This window comes from Eggerthella hominis (assembly GCF_014287365.1).
GTDB classification, from domain to species: Bacteria; Actinomycetota; Coriobacteriia; order Coriobacteriales; family Eggerthellaceae; genus Eggerthella; species Eggerthella guodeyinii.
Genome location: NZ_JACOOA010000001.1, coordinates 275,832 through 295,997, shown reverse-complemented (window position 1 = coordinate 295,997; position 20,166 = coordinate 275,832). Strand labels below are relative to the sequence as shown.

13 protein-coding genes are annotated in these 20,166 nt (G+C 69.5%); 3 read left to right on the top strand and 10 right to left on the bottom strand.

All coding sequences use genetic code 11. The annotated features are described in order from the left end of the window. Nucleotides 1–88: 88 nt before the first annotated feature. Nucleotides 89–2,317, top strand: a complete 2,229-nt coding sequence (locus H8S61_RS01285; RefSeq protein WP_186937675.1) for an oxidoreductase — start codon at nucleotides 89–91, stop codon at nucleotides 2,315–2,317. Between the two features lie 58 nt (nucleotides 2,318–2,375). Here the strand turns inward: H8S61_RS01285 and H8S61_RS01280 are convergent, their stop codons facing one another. The 4 genes from H8S61_RS01280 to H8S61_RS01265 are packed head-to-tail and all read right to left on the bottom strand — an operon-like array spanning nucleotide 2,376 to nucleotide 7,629. Further along, entirely contained in the window at nucleotides 2,376–3,002 is a 627-nt protein-coding gene (locus tag H8S61_RS01280) for a molecular chaperone TorD family protein (RefSeq protein ID WP_186937674.1), read from the bottom strand. 17 nt (nucleotides 3,003–3,019) lie between these two features. After that, complete coding sequence (gene nrfD / locus H8S61_RS01275) at nucleotides 3,020–3,880, bottom strand: NrfD/PsrC family molybdoenzyme membrane anchor subunit (RefSeq protein ID WP_186937673.1); 861 nt, start codon at nucleotides 3,878–3,880, stop codon at nucleotides 3,020–3,022. After that, nucleotides 3,880–4,509 (bottom strand): 4Fe-4S dicluster domain-containing protein, encoded by a 630-nt coding sequence (locus tag H8S61_RS01270; protein ID WP_160941635.1) that lies wholly within the window; start codon nucleotides 4,507–4,509, stop codon nucleotides 3,880–3,882. Before H8S61_RS01270 ends, nrfD begins: the two co-directional genes overlap by 1 nt. A 12-nt stretch (nucleotides 4,510–4,521) precedes the next feature. Beyond that, on the bottom strand, nucleotides 4,522–7,629 hold the full coding sequence (locus H8S61_RS01265) for a molybdopterin dinucleotide binding domain-containing protein (protein ID WP_186937672.1): 3,108 nt from the start codon (nucleotides 7,627–7,629) through the stop codon (nucleotides 4,522–4,524). 235 nt (nucleotides 7,630–7,864) lie between these two features. Here H8S61_RS01265 and H8S61_RS01260 point away from each other — a divergent pair, with 235 nt between their 5' ends. Then, nucleotides 7,865–9,406, top strand: coding sequence for a helix-turn-helix transcriptional regulator (locus tag H8S61_RS01260; protein WP_186937671.1), 1,542 nt, complete (start codon nucleotides 7,865–7,867; stop codon nucleotides 9,404–9,406). Between the two features lie 258 nt (nucleotides 9,407–9,664). Next, entirely contained in the window at nucleotides 9,665–10,087 is a 423-nt protein-coding gene (locus H8S61_RS01255; protein WP_160941642.1) for a C-GCAxxG-C-C family protein, read from the top strand. 60 nt (nucleotides 10,088–10,147) lie between these two features. On the opposite strand, the gene H8S61_RS01250 is transcribed toward H8S61_RS01255, so the two are convergent. From H8S61_RS01250 to H8S61_RS01225, 6 genes are all read right to left on the bottom strand, one after another. Beyond that, nucleotides 10,148–11,440, bottom strand: a complete 1,293-nt coding sequence (locus H8S61_RS01250) for a dihydroorotase (RefSeq protein ID WP_154331852.1) — start codon at nucleotides 11,438–11,440, stop codon at nucleotides 10,148–10,150. Beyond that, nucleotides 11,424–12,368: an aspartate carbamoyltransferase catalytic subunit gene (locus H8S61_RS01245; protein ID WP_087189704.1), complete on the bottom strand. Its 945-nt coding sequence runs from the start codon at nucleotides 12,366–12,368 to the stop codon at nucleotides 11,424–11,426. Before H8S61_RS01245 ends, H8S61_RS01250 begins: the two co-directional genes overlap by 17 nt. Nucleotides 12,369–12,371: 3 nt before the next feature. Next, nucleotides 12,372–12,959 (bottom strand): bifunctional pyr operon transcriptional regulator/uracil phosphoribosyltransferase PyrR, encoded by a 588-nt coding sequence (gene pyrR / locus H8S61_RS01240; RefSeq protein WP_154331851.1) that lies wholly within the window; start codon nucleotides 12,957–12,959, stop codon nucleotides 12,372–12,374. Nucleotides 12,960–13,446: 487 nt separating this feature from the next. Continuing rightward, nucleotides 13,447–15,234 carry an ABC transporter ATP-binding protein gene (locus H8S61_RS01235; protein ID WP_186937670.1) on the bottom strand — a complete coding sequence of 596 codons (1,788 nt, stop codon included), beginning with the start codon at nucleotides 15,232–15,234 and terminating at the stop codon, nucleotides 13,447–13,449. A gap of 31 nt (nucleotides 15,235–15,265) precedes the next feature. Continuing rightward, entirely contained in the window at nucleotides 15,266–17,452 is a 2,187-nt protein-coding gene (locus H8S61_RS01230) for a YhgE/Pip domain-containing protein (protein WP_186937669.1), read from the bottom strand. Beyond that, entirely contained in the window at nucleotides 17,445–20,078 is a 2,634-nt protein-coding gene (locus H8S61_RS01225; protein ID WP_186937668.1) for a YhgE/Pip domain-containing protein, read from the bottom strand. Before H8S61_RS01225 ends, H8S61_RS01230 begins: the two co-directional genes overlap by 8 nt. Between the last annotated feature and the right edge of the window lie 88 nt (nucleotides 20,079–20,166).

The following is a 20,166-nucleotide window of genomic DNA, read 5'->3' as shown; positions in this document are numbered from 1 at the left end:
CCATCGGGCGAGGGAGCGCCGCCGGCGGCCATCGGCACGACGCGAGGGCGATCGGGGCGCTCGAGGGACCACGACAAGAGGAGGACGTATGGGAATCGAAGTATCGAGAAGGGGCTTTCTCGCAGGTCTCGGCGCGGCGGGCATCGCCGCCGCAGGCGCCGGGCTGGTCGGCTGCGCGCCGAACGCGGGTTCCGGGGCGAAGGCCTCCGGCGACGCGGCGACGGCCGGCTCGGGCGCCGGGGCGGACGGCGCGGAGCTCATCGCGGCCGCGTACCTCAACCCGCAGGATTACGACTACCGGCAGAGCACGACCGACTTCTCGACGCTCTTCTCGCCCGTGAAGATCGGCGCCATGGAATCGAGCCATCGCATGATCAAGTCGGCGGCCGGCTCGGCGACGTACCTGGGCGGGCTCACCGACGAGTTCTTCCAGTACTACGTGAACCTCGCGAAGGGCGGCGTCGAGATCATCTGGGTCGAAGGCGAGCTCGTGTCGCTGATCACCGGGGACGCCGCCGCGCCCGACGCCGAGGAGTTCTGCAAGCGCCTCGTCGACGAATGCGCCCGGTACGGCGCCTCGCTCGGCCTGCAATGGGCCCAGTTCGCGCCCGACGTGGCCGAGCTCACCGTCGACGAGATCCTCGCCTTCGAGGACGTCGCCGCGGACCTCGCCCGAACCATCCAGGCCATGGGCTTCAAGGCGCTCGAGATCAACGCGGCGGGCTTCAACATCGGCGAGCACTTCCTCTCGCGCTTCCACAACACGCGCACGGACCAGTACGGCATCGGCAGCCTGGAGGACCGCGCCCGCTTCGCGACCGAGTGCATCGAGAAGATCAAGCAGGCGTGCGGCGACGACTTCGCCGTGCAGATGCTCATCGACTGCGTCGAGGAGAACGACAACCTCACCAACAACGCGACGCTCATGGACCTCGACAACACCCTGACCGCGCCGAGCAACCTCGTGATCACCATCGAGGAGGGCATCGAGTTCGCCAAGCTCTTCGAGGCCGCCGGATGCGACTCGCTGCACCTGCGCCTCGGGCCGCTCGGCAACCATCCCTGCCAGTTCGCGAGCGACCTGTACTTCATCCTGTACGGCATCGAGGGCGCGACGGGCTACGGGACGCAATGGGACTTCAGCCGCCACTTCCAGGGATCGCTCATCGCCGACCACAGCGGCGCGGGCATGCTGCTCGACGTCGTCGCGCGCTACAAGGAGGCCGTCGACATCCCCTGCGGCGCCGTCACCTACATGGACCCGGCGCACGCGCCCGACTTCTTCGAGCAGGCGCTCGCCGACGGCAAGGTCGACTTCTTCATGATGACCCGCCCTTTGACCGTGGACAACGAGTACGTCGCCAAGCTCCGCGACGGGCGGGCCGACGAGATCGCCCCCTGCACGCGCTGCCTGCACTGCCACATCGGGAGCAACGAGCTGAACCGCATGATGGGCTACTGCCGGGTGAACGCCCTCACGCAGCGCGTGATGACCGACAACGGGCCGGCCGCCTACGAGCTCGAGCCCGCGTCCTCGCCCAAGAAGGTCATGGTCGTCGGCGGCGGGCCGGCCGGCATGGAGGCGGCGCGCATCGCCGCGGCGCGCGGGCACGAGGTGTCGCTGTACGAGAAGAGCGGCACGCTCGGCGGCCTCTTGTCGTTCGCGAGCATGGTGAAGGGGCCCCACGAGAACCTCGACGACCTCGCCGCCTACCTCGAGCGCCAGCTCGAGCTCGCCAACGTGAACGTCACCACCGGCAAGGAGGTGGACCGGGCGTTCATCGAGTCCGAGGCTCCCGACGCCGTCATCTTGGCGGTAGGCGGAACGCGCGACAAAGCCGACATCGCCGGCGACGTGCCCGTCGTGGACTTCGACTCGTTCATGACGGCCGACCTGGGCGACGACGTCGTAGTGTACGGCTCGAACGCCCAAGCCTTCGACTGCGCCCTGTGGCTGACCGTGCGCAAGAAGCGCGTCACCATCGTCACGCCCCACGCCAACGCGGACCTCGACATGCAGCAATCCCAGCACGCGATGCGCTTCATGACCACGGCGCTGTACTCCCTGGGCGTGAAGGTGTGGCCGGAAGCCTCGATCAAGGAGGCCACGGGCGGCAAGGCGGTCATCGCGACCGAGGTGGGGACCGAGGTGACCGTCGACTGCGACGCGATCGTCGACGGCGCCGAGATGGTGCCGAACACGTCTTTGCTCGACGGGCTGTCGGTTGCGGAAACCTACGCGATCGGCGACTGCGACGCCCCGTTCAACATCGCGCTCGCCATCCGCGCCGGCAACGACGTCGGCCGCGCTGTCTAAGCGCCGCGCGCACGAAAAGGGAGGGGCGCATCGCGCGCCCCTCCCGCATCCCGCTCGCTCAGGCGACGGCTTCCGCGGCCCGCGCCGCCAAGGCGCATACGCCGGCGTAGAAATCGTCGTCGGCGCGCGCGGCGCAGCGCGCCGCCGCGGCGAACCAGCCGACGGCGTGCTCGCGCGCGAACTGCCGCAGCAGGCAGGCCGACCGGCGCGCCGCGGCGGGGCCTTCGGCGTCGTTCGCGGCGGCCTCGGCGAGCGAGGCCATGAACGCCAGCTCGGCGACCATCGAGTCGGGCTTCAGCGTCCTGACGGCCAAATCGAAGCCGCCGACGCCGCGGTGCTCGAAGCCCGCGGCCCGATAGCACGCCAGCACGTGATCGGCCCGCGCGCCGCCGGCGGGCGCGTACCTCAGGCGCCCGCCCTCCTCCGCCGCGCCCCGCACGCTGCTCTCGCACAGCGGCAGGAAGAAGGGGCTCGCCGACACGAAGAACCGGTCGTAGTAGCGCTGCCGAAGAACCGCATCGGCCCTCGTCCCATCGAACCGCGCGTCGCCCACCGCCCGCGCCGCCCGGCGCACGCTGTCGACAACCTCCTCGTCAGGCTCGCTCGCCAGGGCCGCGGCGCACGCGCGGGCGATGACGGCGAACCCCCGGCACGCATCCGCCGCCAACGGCTTCTCCTCGTTCATCTTCGAACCCCCTTCCCTTAGGCGAACAGCGGCACGGCCGCCATCACGACGACGTAGCGGAACGCGAGGCCTCCGACGAGGATGCAGGCCCATTCGACCGGGCCCATCCAGCCGGGCGCCCCAACGCCCCGCCTGCCGCGCACGACGGCGAGCGCGCACGGCGCCGCCAATCCCACGGCTACGACGCCGCCCCAGAACGCCGCCGCGTACGCGCCCGTCAGCAGCTGGGCCACGGAAGCCGCCGCGGACGGGGCGGCGCTGCCCTGCGTCGCCGCCACCACGGCCAGGAGCGCGGCGACCAGCAGCGCCTCCGCCGCGGGGAGCACGATGCCCGCCTTGCCCATCCACGCGGGCGCAGCCTGGCCTTCCGCGCCCGCGAAGCGCGCAGCCAGGCCGTATGCCGCGTAGCCCGTGTAAGCGGCCGACACCACGAACGCGGCCGGCAGCACGGTGATGTTCCACAGGGGGAACGCCGGGGCGGTGCTCAGCAGCACGCCCGTGTACAGCGACACGCCCACGCCCAGCGCCGACCCGACGAGCTCGAGGGCGCGCGGCGGATCCTCGCGCCGCGCCAGCAGCACGAGGCAGGCGAACGCCGTCGCCAGGAACAGGCTGATCAGCACCACGCCCCACGTCATCACCGACCCGAAGTTGCCCAGCAGGTTGAGGTAGCGCAGCGGGTTCAAAAGCCCGCCCCGCGCGTCCACCGCCAGGATGAGCGCGCCGAGCGCCACGGCGACGAACGCCGTCCCCATGCCGATCAGCTTCACCTTGCGCGCCGCCGCGCCCCTGCCGCCGGCCAGCACCGTGAACACGAACGCCCACGCGCCCAACCCGGCGAAGAACAGGTCGCAGGCGACGATACCGTCCCACACCATTACAGCCTCCCCTCGTACGGCGTTTTCACGTTGCCGCCCTTGTGCACGGCGGATACGCGCTCCATCGCCATCGTCTTGTCCAAGCCCAGGTAGTGCACCGACGGGCTCATGCCCATGTCGGCCAGTAGCACGCCCGCGTCGTCCGCCGCGGCCAGCCGCTTCGAGACGTCGCTGTCGGGGTCGTTCAGATCGCCGAACACGCGCGCATGGGTCACGCACGTCCCGGCGCAAGCCGGCAGCAGCCCGTTGGCCGTGCGGTGGTGGCAGAACGTGCACTTGTGCACGTCGCCCGTCTCCTCGTTGGCGTAGCGCACGCCGAAGGGGCAGGCGGCCATGCAGTACTTGCAGCCGATGCACTTGCCGGCATCGACCTGCACCGAACCGTCCGCGTCCACGTAGCTGGCGCCCGTCGGGCATACGTGCACGCACGCGGGGTTCGCGCAGTGGTTGCACAGCTTCGGCAGGTTGGCGCGGCGAATGCGCCCTCCGTCGTCCACGTCCCAGCTTTCCACCCACGTGTTGAATTTCGTCAGCGGCACGTCGTTCTCCTGCTTGCAGGCCACCGCGCACGCGTTGCAGCCGATGCAGAGCGCGAGGTCGACGACCATCCCCAATCTCCGTTCGCTCATGGGAGCTCCTCCTTACGCTTTCTCGATGTTGAACATGCCGCCGGAGCGCCCGGGGCATGAGGCGTCGTTGTCCGCGATGATGCCGAGCACGCCGTCGGCCGTGACGGTGGGATCGAGCATCGTCGTCACGTAGACGCCCGCGGCGATGGCGGGGTTGCCCTTCGCCAGCTTTCCGTCCACCTCGACGTCCTGCGCGCCGTAAGCGCGGTGCCCGTAGCCGAACGACGAGCTGAACGCGCCCTTCACCTGCCCGGCGCGCACCATGGCCTCGCCCGTGCTCACGTCGCCGATCGGGTTCGTGATCTTGACCTCGTCGCCGTCGGCGATGCCGAGGGCGGCGGCGTCCTCCTCGTTGATCTCGATGTAGTTGTGATCGCACAGGTCGCGCATGATAGGGCTGTTCGCCAGCATCGACACCGAGCGGAAGCGCGGCTTGTGCTCGGAAGCCGTGAACGGGAACTCGTCGATCGAGAACCGTTCGGTCATGGGCGACAGGTCGCTGAACGTCTGGGGCCGGTAGTGCAGCGTGCCGGGCAGCCGCTCGCCCGAGTAGCAGTTCTTCGCGAGCGCGCGCTTCTCGCTGTACACGAAGGCGCAGTAGTTGTCCTTGTACCACTTGCTGCGGCCGTCGTCCCCGAAGATGAACGACATGGGCCAGTAGCGCCCGCCGCGCGAGAGCACGCTCTGCACCTTCGGCCACTCCTCAGCCGACACCGCGTCGGCGAACGCGGGCGGAAGCTCGTCGAGGCCTTGCAGGCGCGCCTCCTCGGGCGCGATGTCCTCGACCGGCGTCTCGCCGTACGCGAGGTTCGCCACCGCCTTCAGGTAGTAATCGACCGCGTCGTCGAGCGGCCACGCCTTGCCGTCCACGTCCTTGATGGCGCCCTCGCCCCAACCGGGCAGCTCGCACGCCTTTGCCACGTCCGCCAGGAACGCCTCCCAGCTCGCATGGCGGCCGTCGTCGAGCCGGATGCTCTCGGGCTCCTTCACCTGCCAGCGCACCGTGCTGCCGTAGCCCGTGAACGCGGTCCCCACCTGGGGGATGCCGAAGCTCTCGTACTGGCTGACGTCGGGCACGACGTAGTCGGCGTACTGGGTGCCCTCGCCGATGACGAGGTCGCAGGCGATATGCAGGGGCACGTACGCCGGATCCTTGAACCGGTCGATCACCTCGTCGCGCATCGCGCCCGGCGTGGCCTGCAGCACGTTGTTCATCCACGTGGTGAGGATCTTGGCCTGGTAGGGGTAGCGGTTGACGATGGACATGAGCGTCTGGGCGTCCGAAAGCGGCGCGTTGGGGTACCAGGGCAGCGCCGGCTTGGGATCCTTCTCGCCGGCCGCGACGCGGTTGGCGTACTCGGCCGTGCCCTCCCATGCCTTGCCCGTGCGCGCGATGGCCGTGGCGTTCTTGGCCGACACGTCCGGCTTGCCCTCGATGTCGTTCAGCTTGTAGCGCGCGCCGTTGCCCATGGCCACGGGGGTCATGCTGTACGGCACGTTGCCGCCGGTCATCTGGTTCGACCCGATGAGGGCGCGCAGCACGACCGTGCCCATGGAGGCGTCCAGCCCGTTGACCGCGATGCAGGAACCGCCGTTGGCCCAGATGCACGCCTTGACGCCGTGGGAGGCGTACTCCTTCGCGATGCGCTCGAGCTCGTCGACGGAAACGCCCGTGATTTCGGCGTACTCGTCCATCGTGTAAGCGCTCACCGTCTCCTTGAGCAGGAGGAAGCCCGTGCGCACCTTGACGCCGTTCACCTCGCCCTCGTACTCGAGCGCGCCCTGGGAGCACTGGGAGTGCAAGGCCGGCTCCCCGGTGGCCGCGTCGACGACGACGTACTGCTCCACCGGCTTGCCGGCCTTGTCCTTGGCCTCGGGAGCGTCGATGCCGGCATCGACCGCGCGCATGAGCTTGCGGTGGTTCGGATGCCCCTCGTCGACGATGACGAGGTAGGAGGCGTTGGTGTGCGAGGCGTACCCGCCCGCGACGGCGGCCTCCTGGTTGGGGAACGCCAGGAACCGGGCGTTGTGGCGCTTGCCGTCGATGATGCTGCGCGTCAGGGCCGAAGCGAACGCGCCGTTCGTGGCCGGCTTGATGGGGACCCAGTTGATGCCCGGCATCGTGGGCGTCACGGCGCCGTTCGCCAACGTGGGGTCGATGACGTCGATCTTGAGCTTGCCGGCGGCGAGGTTCTTCGTGGTGCGCTTGGCGGAGCTTTGGAAGTTGATCCCGCTCGCTCCGGGGAACCCGCCGAACCACAGCGCGTACTCCGCCTCCTCAGGGTCGGGCATCATGGTGTTGACCGATTCCTGCAGAAGCGAGCCCGCGCCGTTGGCGCCGGCGCAGCTGGACACGTGCCCGTACTGGTTGAGCGTTCCGAACGAAGCGGCGAAGCGGCTGCTGAACGCGCCGCGCCCGTCGGCTCGGCCGCCCAGCATGACCAGCTGGTTCGACACGGGGCCCAGATCGGGCTGCTCGGCGTTCATCGGCGTCGACGCGTCGCAGAGCGCCTTGAACCCCTCGACGTCGCGATCCTCCCCGATGTCGGCGAACAGCTTGCCGCCCTCGGTCACCTCCTTGATAAGCTGGTCCCAGCCGATGGGCTTCCACTTCCCCTCGCCGCGCTTGCCGGCGCGCTTGAGCGGCACGGTGATGCGATCGGGCTGGCTGACGGCGTCGAGCGTGCCGTTGCCGCGCCCGCACACCGTGCCGTGCAGCAGGTTGCCCTTGCCGTTGGCGTAGCTCATCGAGCGGTACGCCTCCTCGAGCGGCTCCTCGTGGTTCAGGTACGGGTACGCGCACGCGGGGTTGTACGGGTTGCCGCCCACGCCCAGCACGCGCCCGGTTGCCCGGTCGAGCTTCACGCGGTTGCCGCACGAGCTGTAGCACCCCACGCAGCCCGAGTACCGCACGATCACGTCCTCGTTGACGGCGACGTCCCCTGTTTCGGGATCGATGCGCGCCTCGATGGGCTTGCCCGTCCCGGGTTCCGGGAAAGCGGTTTCGGCGGCGACGGCGACCGCCGGCTGCGCTCCCAGGCTCGCGCCTGCGAGCGACAGCGCGCCGAGCGCCCCCATCGCCTCGACGAACGTGCGTCGATCCATGTTCATGTCCCCCATTCGTTCTCCTCCTTCGACATTCGGGGTTCTCCGAGTGCGGAGTCTAGCGCCCCCGCAGCGGGCGCTTCATCACCTAGTCGAGGGATTTTTGGCGGGAAAATCGGGCGATCGAGCCTCACCTGATCAAGTGAGTTTTGCATCGTGCCTGGTCAGAGAATTACAACCGAGGTGGTGAGCTTTCCATCCCCGGGAGGCGCGGCCGCCCGATGCCCTATAATCGTGCGCGGGAGGAACCATGAGAGAATACTGCGCTCGCTACAAATCGCCATACCTGCGCGAAACCCTAGGATTCGCGCTCTTCCTCGCGTGGGTGTACTGCAGCCTGTTCGGCTGCGGCTTGGCCAGTTACGAGAACTCGCCGGTCGGCGTGACGACGGTGTACAACCTCGAGCACGTCTGGATGGTGAGCGGGCTCTTCGAAGCCCTGGGAGGCATCGCCGGCATCGTGGCCGCCCGCTTCGTCCCGATGCCCGACCGCCTGCTGAAAGGGCGCGTCCTGGGCGCGCTCGCGCTCGCGTGCGCGGTCGTGGGAAACTACGTCACCATGACCGCCTGGGCGGACTTCCCCGGCCTGTTCTGGCAGCTCTACCCGCTCGGCGGGGCGCTGACCGGCGCAGCCATCGCGCTGTTCATCATGCTGTGGGGCGCGCGCCTCGGCTCCTACGACGAGGCGTACGCGGAATTCGCCATCCCGCTGTCGTTCACGCTGGCCTTCGCCCTGTACTTCGTGCTGCTGCTGACGAAGCAGGGTCACGTGCCCATGTTCGTCGCGCTCGCCCTCATGATCGCCGCTTCGACGTTCTTTGCCGTGCGCAGCAACGTCGCCGAGCGCGCGGAAACCCCGAGGGCCGGGCGAGGCCGCCCGGAACGCGACGAGGGCGGCCGGCAGGGCCTGCTCTCGTTCGCCACGCTCATAGCGGTATCGTGGGTGCAGGTGGCGTTCTTCCGCATCATATCGACGCCGAGCCTCACCGGGGATCGCTTCACCCACTACCTGCTGCCGTTCTCGTGCGCCTGCGTGCTGTCGCTCGCCATGTTCCTGCTGTGCCTGCGCATGTCGCGCTACCTGAACATCTCGCTCGCCTACCGGTGGAGCCTGCCGCTGTTCATGCTCAGCTACCTGCCCATCTTCGCCGACTACGACAACGCCGAGCTGCGCATGCTGGCCTACGCCATCAACTTCCTCGGGATGTTCGGCGTGCAGTTCGGCAGCTGGGTGGGCATGTGCAAGCGCCTGCATCGCTCGCACGGCAACGCCCTGCGGCTGCTCGGCGCCTACGCGTTCGGCGAGGGGCTCGGCATCTTCGCCGGATGCGTCGTCGGCCTGTACGTGGTGGAGTCGATGGACGCGCACGGCATGATGGAGGTGTCCATCGCGCTCATGGCGGCCGTGATCTTCGCCGCCATGGTCACCGGGTTCAACCCCGCCTGGCTGTTCGACCGGCCGAGCGCCGCGCGCGACGGCGACCGCGACGGGATGCGCGCCGACGCAGCCGACGGCGGCGGCGAGGGCGGCATCGCCCTGCTGCACCGGCAGGAAGCGCAGGCCCTTCAGACGGCCTACGGCCTCACGAGCCGCGAAACCGACGTGGCCGCCCTCCTGCTGGCCGGTCGCAGCCGGCCCTTCATCCGCGACGAGCTCGTGGTGTCCATCAACACGGTGAGCACGCACGTGCGCAGCATCTTCTCGAAATGCAGCGTGCACTCGCAGCAGGAGCTCATGCTCCTCGCCCGCAACGGCTCGCCGGCGGCGAGCGAGGGCGACCGGCGCGCGTAAGGGGCCGCCCGCGCCGCCCAAGCGCCGTCGCGCCAGCGCGAACCCGCAGGTGGTGCGTCGCCATGGCGGAACCGCTTTCCGCCGACGGCAAGGCCGACACCTACCTGCTGCTCGACGGCCGGTCCTCGCCGCACCGTGCGCTCGTCGCGTGCGCACGGTGCGCGCAGCTGATCCTTCTGCCAGGTTTCTGTTGCGGTTTTCCGCCGCGATTCCTATCATGGGAGGCACAGACGGCAACGAGCCAAGCGAGGTGTTCCCGTGGGAGACAAGGCGAAGGAAGCGGTCAGGCTGTATGCGAAAGGATGCACGTGCGCCCAATCGGTGCTGGTGCCCTTCGCCGACGAGCTCGGCCTGGACGAGGATGCGGCCTTGAAGCTGGCCGAGGGGTACGGCGGCGGGTTCGCCGCCACCCAGGAAATGTGCGGGGCGATGGTTTCCGCCACCGCCATCGTCAGCCACCGGTACAGCACCGGCGTGCCCGGCGACCTGGAGGGTCGCGCGGTGGTGTTCGGCAAGGTGCGCGCGGCTTTGGGGGAGTTCGAGCAGAAGTACCACGGCGTCACGTGCTTCGACGTGCTCAAGGGCGAGCGCCCCGTGCCGTTCAAATGCGCCGAGAAGGTGAAGGACGCCGCCCTCATCGTGGAGAAGATGCAGAAGGAAAGCGACGCCGCAACAGCGTAACAGCCTGCGCTGGACGGTTCCGGCGCAGGCTGTCGTATCCGCGATGAGGCGCTTTTCGCGCTATTCGACGATCGCGCCGTCCTCGAGGGTGGCGTAGCCGCCCACGTAGACGTCGGTGGCGCGACCCGTGAGCTCGGCGCCGATGAAGCCCGAGTTCACGGCCTTCGAGAGGAAGTCGGCCGCGTCCACCGTCCAGGCGGCGTCCGGGTCGATGACCGTGAGGTCGGCCGTCGCGCCCGGCTCGAGGGCCACGCGCTCGACGCGCAGGATCTCGCGGGGCTTCGCGGCCATGAGCTCGATGGCGCGCTCCCAGCTGATGATGCCGGGCGCGACCAGGTTCGTGATGACGAGCGCGAGCGACGTCTCCAGGCCGATCATGCCGAAGGGCGCCAGCTCGAACTCGGCGTTCTTCTCGAAGTCGTTGTGCGGCGCGTGGTCGGTGACGATGGCGTCCACCGTGCCGTCCTTCACGCCCTCGACGAGCGCGGCGGCGTCGTCGGCCGTGCGCAGCGGCGGGTTCACCTTGAGGAAGGTGTTGTAGTCGTCGCCGATGGCGTCCTCGGTGAGGAACAGGTGGTGCGGCGTGACCTCGCAGGTGACGGGCAGGCCCTCGGCTTTCGCGGCGCGCACGAGCTCGAGCCCGCGGGCGGTGGTGAGGTGCTGCACGTGCAGCGGGCAGCCCGTGAGGCGGCAGATGGCGATGTCGCGGGCGATCTGGATCTCCTCGCCCTCCGCCGGCCAGCCCAGCATCCCGAGGCGCGTGGACACGACGCCTTCGTTCACCTGGCCGGCGCCGACGAGGTCCTCGTCCTGGCAGTGGCTCATCACCACGCGGTCGAACTGCGCGGCGTAGTCCATGACGCGGCGCATCATGCCCGCGCCCTGCACGCCGCGGCCGTCGTCGGTGAAGGCGACGGCGCCGTGGGCCACCATGTCGCCCATCTCGGACAGCGTGTCGCCCGCAAGGCCCTGCGAGCAGGAGCCGGCCACGTGCACGCGGCACTTGCCGACGGCCGCGGCGCGGGCCTTGACGTACTCGACGCCCACCGCGTTGTCGATGACGGGCTTCGTGTTCGGCATGCAGCACACCGCCGTGAAGCCGCCGTGGGCCGCGGCGCGCGTGCCGGAGGCGATGTCTTCCTTCGTCTCGTAGCCGGGCTCGCGCAGGTGCACGTGGATGTCCACGAGGCCGGGGACGACGATCTTGCCGCCCAGGTCGCGCTCGACGCCCTTCTCCATCGCGAGGTTCTGGCCGATCTCGACGATCTTGCCGTCGCGCACGAGGATGTCGGCCGTTTCGTTCAGACCGACCTGCGGGTCGATCACATGGGCGTTCTTAAGCAGTAAGGCCATCTTCGCTCCCTCCCAGAAGAAGATACATTTCCGCCATGCGCGTGAGGATGCCGGCGTAGACTTGATCGAGAATGACCGAGCGCTTCGGATGGTCGGCCATGTAGCTGTCCAGCTCGACGCCGCGGTTGATGGGGCCGGGATGGCAGATGAGGGCGTCGGGCTTCATGAGGGGCTCGCGCTCCTTCGTGAGACCGTACAGCATGTTGTACTCGCGCAGCGACGGGTACGGCGCGCCTTCGAGGCGCTCGCGCTGGATGCGCAGCATGTACACCACGTCAAGGTCGGGCAGCACCTCGTCGAGCTTCGTGGTGACGTGGTCGGCGCCGAGGATGTCGGGACGCGCCGGCAGCAGCGTCGGCGGGGCAACCACCGTCACCTCGCAACCCATGATCTTGAGCGCGGGGATGAGCGAGCCGCACACGCGGGAGTGGCCGATGTCGCCCACGACGCCCACCTTGAGGCCGGCCAAGTCGCCCTTGACCTCCCAGATGGAGTACAGGTCCAACAGCGCCTGCGTCGGGTGCTGGTGCTTGCCGTCGCCCGCGTCGATGACGTGCGCGCCGGAGACGTCGGCGATCTTGCGGGGCACGCCCGCGTGCTTGTCGCGGACGATGATCATGTCGATCTTGTAGGCGCACAGCGTCTCCACCGTGTCCACGAGGCTCTCGCCCTTCACCGTGGAGGTGGAGCTGCCGCCGAAGTTCAGGCTGTTGGCGCTCAGGCGCTTCTCGGCGATCTCGAACGAGGAGCGCGTGCGGGTGGACGGCTCGTTGAACATGTTCACGACCGTGACGCCCTTGAGCGTGGGGACCTGCTTGATGCGGCGCTCGTTGACTTCCTTGAAGCGCGTGGCCGTCTCGAGGACGGTCATGATATCCTCGGCAGAGTACTCCGTGATATCGATCAGATGCTTGTGATTGAAGGCCATGCCCTATTCACCTCCCAGCGGTGCCGAACCCGCGCGGGAGCCCGGTGCGATTTCCAGAATCTCGACCTCGGACTTGCCGTCCGTCTCCTCCAGGAAGAGGCGCACGTTCTCGTCCGCCGAGGACGGCACGTTCTTGCCCACGAAGTCGGCGCGGATGGGCAGTTGACGGTGCCCGCGATCCACCAGCACGGCCAGCTGCACCGTGGCCGGGCGGCCGATGTCCATGAGCGCGTCGAGCGCGGCGCGGATGGTGCGGCCCGTGTACAGCACGTCGTCCACGAGGACGATGTCCTTGCCGTCGAGATCGAAGAAGATGTCGGTGGAGTGCACCTCGGGAGCGAGATGCGTCGCGAAGTCGTCGCGGTAGAAGCTGATGTCGAGCTTGCCGAGCGGCACCTTCGTACCCTCGATCTGCTCGATCTTCTCGGCCAGGCGCTTGGCGAGCAGGTCGCCGCGCGTCACGATGCCGACGAGCGCGATGTTGTCCGCGCCCTTGTTCGCCTCGAGGATCTGATGCGCAATGCGCGTCAACGACCGCTCGATCTCGTCCGCGTCCATGCAGACGGTCTTGACTGTTGCTGCGTCGTTCATACACACCCTTTCTGTTCGAGTGCGTACAGACGGACCTGCGTACCGCCGGGTTCCGCGCCCGCTCCGGCAAGGCCGGGCGTCCGCGTCGCCCCCGAGTTGGCGGCGTCCGCGCGAGGGCATGAAAAAAGCCTCCGCGACAGACAAAGGCTTCGACTCGTTCGCGTTCTTGTTCAGCTGAACGCTTGGGGTGTTACCTTGTCGGTCTCTCTGTACCGCTTTTAAAGGACTGCTCGCAGTATATGCGGTTCGAACCGGATATGTAACCCCTTTTATGCAGAAACTTGTAAGAATTTGCATAGGAGGCGCGCCCGGAGCGCGGCGGAGGGCGCGGAGCGACGAGCGGCGCAGGGGGGCGCGGGACGCGGGTCGGCCGCGGGTCGGGCACGGGGCGGCGGGCGGCCGGGGACCCGAGGCGGCCGAGGCGCGGGGGCGCGCAGGACGGGCGGGCGCGACGCCCCCCGGCGCCCGAGCGCGCCCCGGGCGGCCCCTACTCCAGGTACGCGCCCGTCTGGCGGCTCCACAGGTTCGCGTAGGCCCCGCCGGCCTCGATGAGCTCGGCGTGCGGGCCGTCCTCCACCACGCGGCCGCCGTCGAGCACCACGATGCGGTCGAGGCTGGCCACCGTCGACAGGCGGTGCGCCACCACGATGGCCGTGCGCCCGCGCATGAGCGTGGCCAGCGCGTCCTGCACCAGCTGCTCGCTCTCAGAGTCGAGCGCGCTCGTGGCCTCGTCCAGCACGAGCACCGGGCAGTCGGCCAGAAGCGCCCGCGCGATGGCGATGCGCTGGCGCTGCCCGCCCGACAGCTTCACGCCGCGCTCGCCCGTGACGGTGTCGAAGCCCTGCGGCAGCCGCTCGATGAACTCCAAGGCGTTCGCCTGGCGCGCCGCCTCGCGGATCTGCTCCATCGTGGCGTCGGGCCGCCCGTAGGCGATGTTCTCCGCGATGGAGCGGTGGAACAGCAGCGCCTCCTGCGGCACGTAGGCGATCTGGCGGCGCAGCGATTGCTGGGTGGTGTCGGCGATGTTCTGGCCGTCCACGAGGATGCGCCCCTCCTGGATGTCGGACAGGCGCAGCAGCAGCTTCGTGAGCGTGGTCTTCCCCGCCCCGCTCGATCCCACGAGGCCCACGCGCTGACCGGCGGGGATGTGCAGGTCGAGGTCGTCGAACACCCGCGTGCGGGTGTCGCCGTCGGTGTACCAGAAGCCGATGTCCTCGAAGTCGATGGCGCCCTCGCGCACCTCGAGCTCGGGCGCGCCCGGCCTGTCGGCCACGAGCCGCGGCTCGTCGAGGATGACGGTCATGCCGCTGGCGTCCCCGAAGGCGCGGTTGAAGCGCTGCAGGCCGTTGTTGATGAAGTTGAACTGGTTCGTCACCGTGTAGGTGTACGTGAACATCACCACGAGCGTGCCCGGCGTGATGCCGTACCACGCGTTGCCGCCCGCGATGAACACGGCCACCACGCTCATGATGGCGATGGTGATGCACGCCGTGACGATGCCGCGCGTGAGCGACGCCCACATGCGCTTCGAGTCGCGCGCCACCACCTCGCGGTTCGCCTGGTCGAACAGCCCGCGCTCGTAGTCCTCGCGCCCGTAGGTCTTCACCGCCAGGATGTTGGCCACCGAGTCGGACAGCTCGCCCGACAGCTGGTTCTGCGCGCTGGCCGCCTGCTCGTTGAGGTGCAGGATGCGCTTGTACATGAAGTAGGACACGCCCGCGTACACCGCCAGCAGCACCATGAGGATGGCCACGTACACCGGCACCCGCGGCGCCAGGATGGCGCAGGTGAACACCACCGAGCAGACGACCGGCAGAAACGGGAACGTGAGAGTTTCCAGCAGCAGCTGGTAGGCGCTCATGAACTTGGTGGTCTGGCTGACCAGCGTGCCGCCGAAGCGGTTGGAATGGAACGACATCGACTGGTTGGACAGCGCGTCGAACGACATGGTGGCCAGGTCGTAGGAGGCGGCGATCTCCAGCCGGTACATCGTGTAGTCCTGCACCTTGCTGGCCGCCTGACCGGCCACGTTGATGAGGACGAGCGCCGCGATGTACGGCCCGAACACGGCGAACACCTCGTCGGGAGCCACCGAGCCCGCGCTCACGCGGTCCACCACGAGGCTCATGACGTAGGGGTTGCCGTACGACAGCAGCGCCACGAACAGAAACGTCGCGGTCATGAGCGCGGCGAACAGCCCGAGGTGCTTTCGGGTGACCAACCAGAAGTAGTGGAGCGTGCGACGCGTCGTCGACGGTACGCCGGTTCGTGCCATGCGGAATTCCTCTCTCATCTCTTCCGCACGATTATCCCACAAGTTTGGAGGACTCCACCTGCTCGACGTACCACGTCATGAACTTGGCAAGCGGGCCTCGCAGCACGAGGCCGACGAGCGCGGCGGGGATCAGGAACAGCAGGAGCAGCCCGATCTCCGTCCAGAAGTCGCCCCCGTACGTGCCGAACATGGCCGCGCGCATGGCGTTCACCACGTGCGTCGCGGGCAGCCAGGGGCTCAGGGCTTGCACGAACGGCGGCAGCAGCTGCAGCGGGAACGAGCCGCCGCACCCCGTCACCTGGATGATGAGCAGCAGCACCGCCACGGCCTTGCCGAGGTTCGCGAACGCCGCCACCAGCGCGTAGATCAGGAACGTGAACACGAGCCCGGCGATCCAGAAGCACAGCATGAACAGCAGCGGCTCGGCCACCTGCACCTGCAGGAACAGCAGGTTCCCGAGGCCCATCACCGTCGTCTGCGCGAGCGACAGGAAGGCCAGCACGCCGAAGCGCCCCATGAACAGCTGGCGGGGCTGCGGGTCGTCCAGCTGCTCGCGCGTGCGCTCGGACACCGTGGGCTTCACCACCACGAGGATCAAGAGCGACCCGATGAACAGGGCAAGCGTCGTGTAGAGCGGGGCCATGGCCGAGCCGAAGTTCTCGGCCGGGAACACGGCCTCGCGCTCGATGCCCACCGGCGCCGCGAGCGCCCGCGACAGCAGCTGCGCGTCGGCGCCGAGCACCGCGCGCAGCGCGCCCGCGTCGCCGGCCGCCAGAGCCTCGTCCACCGCGGAGCCCAGCGCGTCCAGCTCGCGCGCCGTCTCGCGCAGCTTCTGCGCCGCCGCGTCCACCTCGGTCCTCGCGCCGCCCAGCACGTCGGCGGCCGAGCCGGCCGACGCGGACAGGTCGGCCCCTGCCGCGCGCAGGCTGTCCAGGCCGTCGCCCAGGGCGGCCGCGAGGACGCCCGCGCTGTCCGCGAGCTGCTGCAAGCTCGGCTTCAGCCCGCTGTCGAACGAGGTTGCGAGCGCCTCCGAGCCCTGCCGCGCCTCGTCCGCCAGGCGCTCGACCTCCGCGCGCTCGGCCTGCACGTCGGCGTTGCCCGCCTCCAGCTTGCCGGCGGCGGCCGCCAGGTTGTCGCGCATGCCCTCCATGAGCCCGACGACGGCGTTCAGCCGCGCGACGACGGCGTCGAGCGCCGGCTGGCTTTCGGACGGCAGCGAGCCGCGCAGCTCCTCGAGCTGGGCGACGAGGTCGCGGTACCGCGCGATCTGCGCGTCGAGCGCCTCGGCCTGCCCGCGCAGGCCCGCCGCGCCCTGCTCGGCGCCCGCCGAGGCGGCGTCGAACAGCGCGCCGGACGCCGCCGACACCTCCGCGAACGCCTCGTCGCTCGCGCCGAGCGCCGCCGACAGGTCGTCGACCGACCCCTTCACGGCCGCCACCATGGCGGAGGCGGACGACGTTCCCTGCGATGCCGCGGCCCCGGCGTCGTCGGCCGCGCCCTGCGCGGACGCGACGAGCTTTCCCGAGTCGCTCACGAGCGCCTGCGACGCCCCGGCCAGCGACGAGTACAGCTCCAGCACCGACGCCATGCGGTCCGCCTGCGCGCCCATGTCGCGCACCTGCCCGGACACGGCGGCGATGCGGCCGTCCGCGTCGGCCTCGTCGGCAAAGCTCGACACCGACTCGGCGATGCCGAGCGCCACCTCGGACAGCGTTTGGGCGAACACTTCGTTCACCTGGTACGACACCGAGTCGGCACCCTTGTCGGTGATCTTCGGCGCGATGGCGCTCTTCTTCTCGTTGGCGTAGTAGACGATCTTCGCGTGCTGGACGTCGTCGGAGTAGAACGTCAGCATGTCCTTGCTGAAGCCCTCCGGGATGACCACGGCCGCGTAGTACCGGCCCGAGCGCGCGCCGTCCACCGCGTCCTCCTCGGTGGTGAACGTCCAGTCGATCTCGTCGTTGGCGCGCAGCGCCGACACCACGCGCTCGCCGACGTTCACGCGCAGGGGCACGAGCTCGCTCTCGTAGCCGTCGTCCACGTTCGCCACCGCCACGGTGAGGTTGCCCGTGTTGTCGAACACGTTCCAGCACGCGATGACGTTGTACCACGCGAAGATCGACGGCATCACCACGAGGCCGACGACGATGATCGTGCTCATGACGTTCGCGAACAGGCTCTTGAAGTCGCTGCGCACGATGCGCGCCGCGTTACCCATGCGCCACGCCCCCTTCCGCGTCCCGGGCGTCGGGCGCGCCGGGCGCATCCGGCGCCCCGCCGTCGGCGCCGTCGTCGGACGAGCGCGCCATCCGGTTGCGCGCGCTGCCCAGCTGCAGCAGCCCCTCGTCGCTCATGCCGTCGAGCCTCATCTGGCGCGCGAGGCCCGCGCGCAGGCTCTCCACCACCACGAGGAACACGAACACCGCCACGAGCCACCCGAGCCACGCCGTGAGCAGCCACACCTTCTCGGCGGGCGTGAGGGCGAACACCACCGTGAGCGCGACGGGCACCGCGAGCCCGAGGGCAACCGCCCCGCGGATGAGGCGCGGGTACCAGCGCGTGAAGCGCATCGTGCGCGCCCGCAGCTCCTCGCGGTACTCCTCCTTGTCCGACAGCGCCCTGAACAGCTGCGACGCGCGGTACGGGCGCGCGGGTATCTCCACGTCCTCGCCGTTGAAGAGGCCGCTCTCCCGCACCTGGCAGGCCACCATCCGGTTGACGTTCGCCATGAGCGGCCGCACGAGGATGCCGAAGGCCATGGACAGCGCGAAGAACAGCGCCAGCATGCCCAGCGCGTCCGCGTACTGCGAGCCGTAGAAGCCGAAGATGGCCTCGCGCAGGGCGGAGATGCCGTAGGTGAAGGGGAAGAACGGGTAGACGGCCTGGAAGAACCCCGAGGTCATCTCGATGGGGTACAGCCCCGTGGCGCCGGGGATCTGCGCGAACACGAGCACGATGCAGATGCCCTTGCCGATGTGCTGCAGCGTCACCGACAGCGCGTAGATGATGCTGAGGTAGGAAAGCGAGGCCACGGCGGCCGCGAAGAACAGGGCGGGCGCGTCGGCGGCCTGCACCCCGATGGCCAGCACGCCGGCGCAGCAGATCGCCGCCTGCAGCACGGCCATCACGGCCAGCAGCAGGAAGCGCCCGAGGTAGCGCTGCGTCACGGTGAGGTGGCGCACGCCCTCGCCGTCCACCTCCTGCTTCATGATGACCAGCAGCATGAACGCCCCGATCCAGAACGTCAGGTTCATGAACAGCGGGGCCATGGCCGAGCCGTACGCGTTCAACTCGTAGAGCTGCTCGGTGACCAGCTCGGTGGGCGACCCCATGAAGTCGGCGATCTTGGCCGCGTCGAGGCCGCCCCCGCCGAACGCCTGCGCGAGCGCGCCCGATTCGCCGAGCGCCAGCACGTCGGTCTGCACGGTGCCGAGGCCCTGCTCGAGGTCGGCCAGGACGGCGTCCGTCTGGCCGAGCGCCTCGCGGGCGGTGGTCAGCGTGGAGGCCAGCTGATCGAGCACGAGCCCGGTCTGGTCGACCAGCAGGCGCTGGTTCGACACGGCGGCCGACAGCGACGCCGACGCGGCGCTCAGCTGCGCGAGGCTGCCGTTGACCGTGGGCACCGTCGTGGAGAACAGGCCGTCCGCGTACGCGCCTGCGGCGCCGGCCGCCCCCTGCGTCGCGGCGTCGAAGGATGCTCCCGCCCGCGAAACCTCCTGCGCGAGGTCGCCCGCCTGGGCGTTCGCCTCGGCGAGGCCGTCGAGCGTCGCCTGCGCGTCGTCCGCGCGCTGCTCGAGCGCGTCGGCGACGGCGACGAGCGGCTCCTTGGCCGGGTCGCCGTCGGGCAGCGCTTGCGCCATCTGACGCACCTGGGCGGCCAGCGCCCTGCTCTCGTCCACGGCGGCCTGCCCCTGCACGATGGTCGCGCCGATGCCCGCCTGGGTCTCGCCCACCGCCGCAGCCATGCTGCCGACGGCCCCGTTCGCCTTCGCCGACGCCTCCGACACGGCGCGGACGGTCCGGTTCACGGCGGGCATCGCCGCCGACGAGAGCTCCGCCGCGTCGCTTTGCAGCTGGGCGGCGATGCTCGCGATGGAGCCGAGGGCGTCGCTCGCGGCGGCGATCTCGGTGCGCGCGCGGCCGAGCGCCTCCTTCGAGCCGCCCACCTTGGCCTGGGCCTCGTCGGTGGCCGCGACGATGCCCCCGAGCGAGGCGCGCGCGTCGGACACCACCTGCACGGCGCCCGCCACCTTCGCAGCGGCCCTGCTCCTCGACGCCTCCACGGCGTCGCCCGACGCGCCGATCGCCTGGTCGACGGCGTCGGCGGCGACGTCGCTCACCGTGGAGACGAACGTGGAGTTGATGGTCTCGTCGAGCGTGCTCGCGCCCGTGTCGGTGATCTTCGGGGCCACGGGCCCCGTCTTCTCGTTCACGTAGTAGGAGAGCTCGGGCTGCTCGAAGCTTCCGGTGGTCAGCGACAGCAGCCGCTCGGTGAAGTCCTCGGGGATGACGAACGCGGCGTAGCTCGTGCCCGCGTCGAGCTCGTCCATGGCGGCGGCGCGGTCGACGAACGCCCAGTCGAGCTGGGTGTTCCCGTGCAGCTCCTCCACGATCATGTCGCCCACGCGCAGCTCGCCGGTCAGCTCGCTCGACCCGCCCGCGTCCTCGTTCACCACGCACACGCGCAGGTTGCCCGTGTTGTCGTAGGGATTCCAGAATCCGACGACGTTGTACCAGGTGTACACCGACGGCAGCACGAGCAGCGCGACCACCACCACGAGCGCCGGCGGCACCTTGAGCAGCCGCAGCACATCGCGCTTGAACACGCGCAGTACGTTTCCCATGCCCGCCGGCTCCTCTCATCGCTCGCCCGAAACAACCCGAGCAATGATACCCCCTCCGTTGACGCTCCGTCAGCCTCGATTGACGCTC

Coding starts and splice junctions, on each gene's coding strand:
- H8S61_RS01285 (WP_186937675.1), top strand. CDS start 89: ATGGGAATCGAAGTATCGAGAAGGGGCTTTCTCGCAGGTCTCGGCGCG.
- H8S61_RS01280 (WP_186937674.1), bottom strand. CDS start 3,002: ATGAACGAGGAGAAGCCGTTGGCGGCGGATGCGTGCCGGGGGTTCGCC.
- nrfD (WP_186937673.1), bottom strand. CDS start 3,880: ATGGTGTGGGACGGTATCGTCGCCTGCGACCTGTTCTTCGCCGGGTTG.
- H8S61_RS01270 (WP_160941635.1), bottom strand. CDS start 4,509: ATGAGCGAACGGAGATTGGGGATGGTCGTCGACCTCGCGCTCTGCATC.
- H8S61_RS01265 (WP_186937672.1), bottom strand. CDS start 7,629: ATGGGGGACATGAACATGGATCGACGCACGTTCGTCGAGGCGATGGGG.
- H8S61_RS01260 (WP_186937671.1), top strand. CDS start 7,865: ATGAGAGAATACTGCGCTCGCTACAAATCGCCATACCTGCGCGAAACC.
- H8S61_RS01250 (WP_154331852.1), bottom strand. CDS start 11,440: ATGGCCTTACTGCTTAAGAACGCCCATGTGATCGACCCGCAGGTCGGT.
- H8S61_RS01245 (WP_087189704.1), bottom strand. CDS start 12,368: ATGGCCTTCAATCACAAGCATCTGATCGATATCACGGAGTACTCTGCC.
- pyrR (WP_154331851.1), bottom strand. CDS start 12,959: ATGAACGACGCAGCAACAGTCAAGACCGTCTGCATGGACGCGGACGAG.
- H8S61_RS01235 (WP_186937670.1), bottom strand. CDS start 15,234: ATGGCACGAACCGGCGTACCGTCGACGACGCGTCGCACGCTCCACTAC.
- H8S61_RS01230 (WP_186937669.1), bottom strand. CDS start 17,452: ATGGGTAACGCGGCGCGCATCGTGCGCAGCGACTTCAAGAGCCTGTTC.
- H8S61_RS01225 (WP_186937668.1), bottom strand. CDS start 20,078: ATGGGAAACGTACTGCGCGTGTTCAAGCGCGATGTGCTGCGGCTGCTC.